4 protein-coding genes are annotated in these 4,471 nt (G+C 44.3%); 1 reads left to right on the top strand and 3 read right to left on the bottom strand.

The genetic code is table 11. The annotated features are described in order from the left end of the window. The 3 genes from A1D16_RS19540 to A1D16_RS19530 all read right to left on the bottom strand — a co-directional run. Positions 1-304: hypothetical protein (locus tag A1D16_RS19540; RefSeq protein WP_290712661.1), on the bottom strand; the 304-nt coding region annotated here is incomplete at its 3' end. 1 nt (position 305) lies between these two features. Next, a complete protein-coding gene (locus A1D16_RS19535; RefSeq protein WP_290712659.1) occupies positions 306-740 on the bottom strand; it encodes an IPExxxVDY family protein in 435 nt (144 codons plus the stop codon). Between the two features lie 10 nt (positions 741-750). Continuing rightward, positions 751-2,391, bottom strand: coding sequence for a M28 family peptidase (locus tag A1D16_RS19530; protein ID WP_290712657.1), 1,641 nt, complete (start codon positions 2,389-2,391; stop codon positions 751-753). Between the two features lie 147 nt (positions 2,392-2,538). On the opposite strand from A1D16_RS19530, the gene A1D16_RS19525 reads away from it, so the two are divergent. Beyond that, a partial coding sequence (locus A1D16_RS19525; RefSeq protein ID WP_366207086.1) for an SNF2 helicase associated domain-containing protein occupies positions 2,539-4,471 on the top strand: 1,933 nt, incomplete at its 3' end.

Raw genomic sequence — 4,471 nt, 5'->3', positions numbered from 1 at the left:
TTTGCGTATAAATACCGAGCCCGATGCATCCCGGTTCTGAAAGGCGGTTTCTGAAAGCCTGTACCTGCTCCTGCGAAAGCCAGGAGCTTTGCATAGTATTGAGGTCGGCCAGGGATAATTCGCTGCAATAAAATCCATTGGCTAATGGCCGGGTAGTTTTTACAGCGTCGAGGTTTTGCTCAAAAACGGTATATACCTCCTGGTAGTACCCGAATTTTTCACCGATTTTAGTAAAAACCAGGTAGGCTGCATTCAGGAATCCATATTGTTTGCTGGTATCTGATAATTGTTTGATAAGTCCCATATTAAAAGATCAGGTGTTCCTTGTTTTTAATTTTTTCATTGGTGAGTTCTACTACCAATTGAACGCCTGGTAGGGTGCGGATGCCTTCTTTCAGGGCGGCAAGCAGTTCAGTGGGCACATCATCGCCTTTGATCAACCATAAAAAATCGAGGTGCCTGAATTCCGGTAAGAGAAATTCCCCATCGTGGTGGTTTTTATAGAGGTAATGATTGCGAAAGAACTGCGGTTCTTTATGTTCATAAACCGGGAAGAAGTAGTTCCGGTTCTTTTTATTTAGTTGAATTTCCAATCCGATATTTACCCGGAAACTAAACCGAAACTGTTTGTTCAGGTTCCAGCAGAACTGGTAGTCTCTGACAGGTGCAACAATTCCCAGTAGATGCGCGTCTCCGAAAAAATCTTCGGTCATTTCGGAAACGTCCAGTTTTAATTTCATGGGTAGTTTGTTAGAACTCTACAGTTGCTTTGTTTTCGGTTTCAGCTCTTTTGAATAGTACGGTTGTTTTATCGCCTTTTTTAAATTTTCCCAGGGCCTGCATATAGTTTTCCACAGAAACGATGGAATAGTCGCCCAGTTTTACAATTATATCACCTGCTTTAAGCCCGGCTTTTTGCGCGGGCCTTCCTTCTGATACACCTTCTACCCGAACACCGTTTCCGCTGAATGCATAATCGGGCATAATGCCAAGGGTAACTTTGAAACGGGCGGCCGTATTCGTTTGCTGCTCTCTTGTTTTGCTGAAGGCCAACCTGGGCTGGGTGGACGTTGATTTTATTACTGACTGAATCAACTGAATGATTTTTAATTCGCCTGTATAATTGATCCGATCGGCATCATCGGAAGGTTTGTGATAATCGGTGTGTAAGCCGGTAAAGAAAAACAATACCGGAATATCTTTCCTGTAAAAGGAAGCATGATCACTCGGGCCCGTACCACTGCTGTCAAACTTAAGAGTTAAGGAACGGTTATCCCGGAGAGAGGAGAAGGTGGACGACCAGGACGGGGAGGTTCCATACCCGCCAATGGTAACTGTTTTACTGCTGTCGTTAAGCCGACCAACCATATCCAGGTTAACCATGTAATTGATCGTGTTAAGTGGAATGGTAGGGTTTTCTGTAAAATATTTAGAACCGAATAAACCCAGTTCTTCCGCGGAAAAAGCAATAAAGAGGTAGTTAAAAGCCTGTTTTTTTTCAGTTTTCAGTAGTCGGGCCAGTTCAATCAGGGCCGCTGTTCCGCTGGCATTATCATCGGCCCCGTTATGAAGCCCTGGGTTGGCCGTACGAATCATTGAATTTTCGTCTTCGCCATAACCCAGGTGATCGTAATGCGCGCCAATTACAACCGTACTGGCAGCGCCGTTATCCATAAATCCAAGGATATTACGACCCGTTCTTTCCAGCTTTGTAAAGCCGGTTTTCAGCTTTATTTCCAGCATATCGGTTTCGTCGTGCAGGTAACTGTCGGAAGCTGTTTTGCTCAGGAAAAAAACCGGGATGGGGAGTTCTTCGCCTTTTTGTTTGGGCTTGTATTGCTGGGAAGCGTCATTGTATACCAGCAGTGCGGTGGCTCCTTTTTCCGCTGCCGCCTTAATTTTTTCCAGTAAAGCAGCTTCTTCGTCGAAATGAGGGTTGGACTTATTGGCTTCTTTTTCTGCACCAAAATCGAGGAACCAGGGAACGCCTTCTTCCTTTAATGCAATGGAGGGCATGGCTTCCAGCATCCGCTCCGGTGAAAGGGGATGCGGGAAATAGTTTTTCTTATTGATTTCATGCCCGTTTATAAACAGGTAAGAATTTTTGGAATAGTCTTTTCCGTCATAAATGGGGAATTCCTGGTACCAGCTATCCTGGTTGCCTTTTGGGGTGAGCCCGATGGTACTCAATTGTTTTTGTATATAATCAGCTGCCAATTGTTCGCCCTTTGTACCTGCTCTTCTGCCTTCTAAACGATCATCCGCCAGGAAATACACATGCTCTTTCAGTTGTGCAACCACTTGTTTTTCGGCTTTTTTCAAACGTTGACTGAAAGCGGGAAGGGTGCTGACGAGGCCAGCGGCCAGGACTACTCGGGGAAACCAATTCATAACAATTCAGGCTTTAAAGACAAAGTTATCATTGCCATTGCTAATACCGTGCCGCAAAAAGGAATATTTATTATGGTTATCTGCTACAGTTTCCGTTACTTTTGCAGATTGGCCTGTTCACAAGCAGGATAACTTAAAAAAGCTTGAATGGCATTACCGCACCTTATCAAATATGTATATACCAATGGCACCGATGAAGTGATCCGCAGAGGAAAAAAAATTCATGCAATTGGTTATGTAGAGATGGTGGAATACGATGAATTGCTGGGTTCCGTAACGTTTCGGGTAAAAGACGACAGTTACAGCACTTATTACAAAGTGTATGTTCAGAAGTTTACAGATCCCAAATCGTTATCGGTACGTTGTAGCTGCCCTTATAACCTGGGAGATATCTGCAGGCATGAAGCAGCCGCCCTTATTCAACTACAGGAACTGCTGGATAAAAATCTATTACAGGCAGAAGAGGTGGAATACGATCAGCGACATACGGTTATCAAAATGAAAAGCATTGATCTTAAAACGATCAAACTGCTAAGTGGCCCTGAAACCTATACTGCCGCAGAACAATACCTGCGTACCAATAAGGCCAATATTGAATCTGCCGCGGATGAAGTGGTAAAAGCTACAGTAGAGCTGGAAGGCACCAGTTACCGGGTGGTTATCCGTAAAAATGAAGAACGGAATTTTGATACGAGCTGTGATTATTTGGATACCAAACACCCGCTTTGTTTGCCCAAAGTGATTGTATTTCTGCAATTACTGAATTCCTTCGGGCCCAATTATTTCGATTCAATCCGCAATTGGGATAAGGAAAAAAACAAACTGCTCGAGGCCTATGGCTACAGCCTCAACGACGATCTTAAAGGAAAATTTGAATTTGCCTACAAAGAAGGCAAGCCGTTTTTGCGGGTATTGGATACATCCATAAAACGGATCAACCCACTCCAGGCAAATAATCGACCCAGGCCGCAGGAGCAGGTGGTTGCTGCTCCTGTAGAAACAGAGGAAGTGGAAACGGCAGAGGCTGAACCAGGCGCAGCTTTACGAGTTGGACTGGTTATTAACCTGCAACAAAAAACCTATCCCGGGTTTTCAGTGGATGCCATACAGGGCGAAACAGAAGAATCGCAACAGCGTTTTCTTGGCAAGGTTGAGAAAGTAGACCTTTCAAAATATGTGAACCTTGAACTCTACCCCGAAGCAGACCGCCTCCTTGTTCCGGCACTTCGACGGATGCAGGAATCAGAACTTACAAAATACCTGAACAGGAATTCTCCTTTCAGCGGCATCTGGGAAAATATCATTCATCATGAAAGCGAAGAGTTGCCTGCCGAAACCAAGCACCTGGTGGTTGAATACATGCAGCCCAAGCTGAAAAAATTAATGAATGATGTGGCAGACAGCCCCTTCGTTTACTTGCTACCGCAGGGAAAACCCTTTAAAACTGACCAACTGGTATCCATTGGTATAGTAACAGAACCCCTGGTTCCTTATTTTAAGGTTCAATTAAAAGGCCGGCAATATGAATTAAGCTGCTGGGTGAAAATAAATGGCGCAGAGCTTAAACTCACTGATAATAAATTCAGCAGCAACCTCCTGTTTTTTTATAACGACCATCTTTATACCTGGCGAAATGAAGAAGATGTGAACCGCGTGGAAACCTTTATGCCAAAAGGAGTTATAACGATTGCGAAATCGGTTTGGCCCATGCAACTGAAGCAGCTGGTGCTTCCGCTGGCCAAACAGTACCAGGTAGAATTTGATCCGAGCCTGATTTCTTCTTATAAAGATGGCGAACCGGAACGCCGCCTGATGTTGCAGGAAAAAGGCGAATACCTGGTTTTTCAGCCTATTTTTTCCTATAAGGGCTATGAAACAAGACCCGGCGATAAGGATGAAATCGTGGTTCCGGATGGCGATAAAGTAATGATCGTACACCGTAATAAGGAAGTGGAACAACAGTTTTTATCAAAACTGGAAGCACTACATTCCAACTTTATTCGGCCCGATGGTTCGCAAAACCTGGTATTGAAAGGGGCCGATGTGTTACGGAATAACTGGTTTTTCCTCTTTGTGGATG

The organism is Flavihumibacter sp. CACIAM 22H1, from assembly GCF_001601815.1.
Lineage (GTDB): Bacteria > Bacteroidota > Bacteroidia > Chitinophagales > Chitinophagaceae > Flavihumibacter.
This window is presented reverse-complemented; position numbering and strand designations above follow the sequence as displayed.

Coding starts and splice junctions, on each gene's coding strand:
- A1D16_RS19535 (WP_290712659.1), bottom strand. CDS start 740: ATGAAATTAAAACTGGACGTTTCCGAAATGACCGAAGATTTTTTCGGA.
- A1D16_RS19530 (WP_290712657.1), bottom strand. CDS start 2,391: ATGAATTGGTTTCCCCGAGTAGTCCTGGCCGCTGGCCTCGTCAGCACC.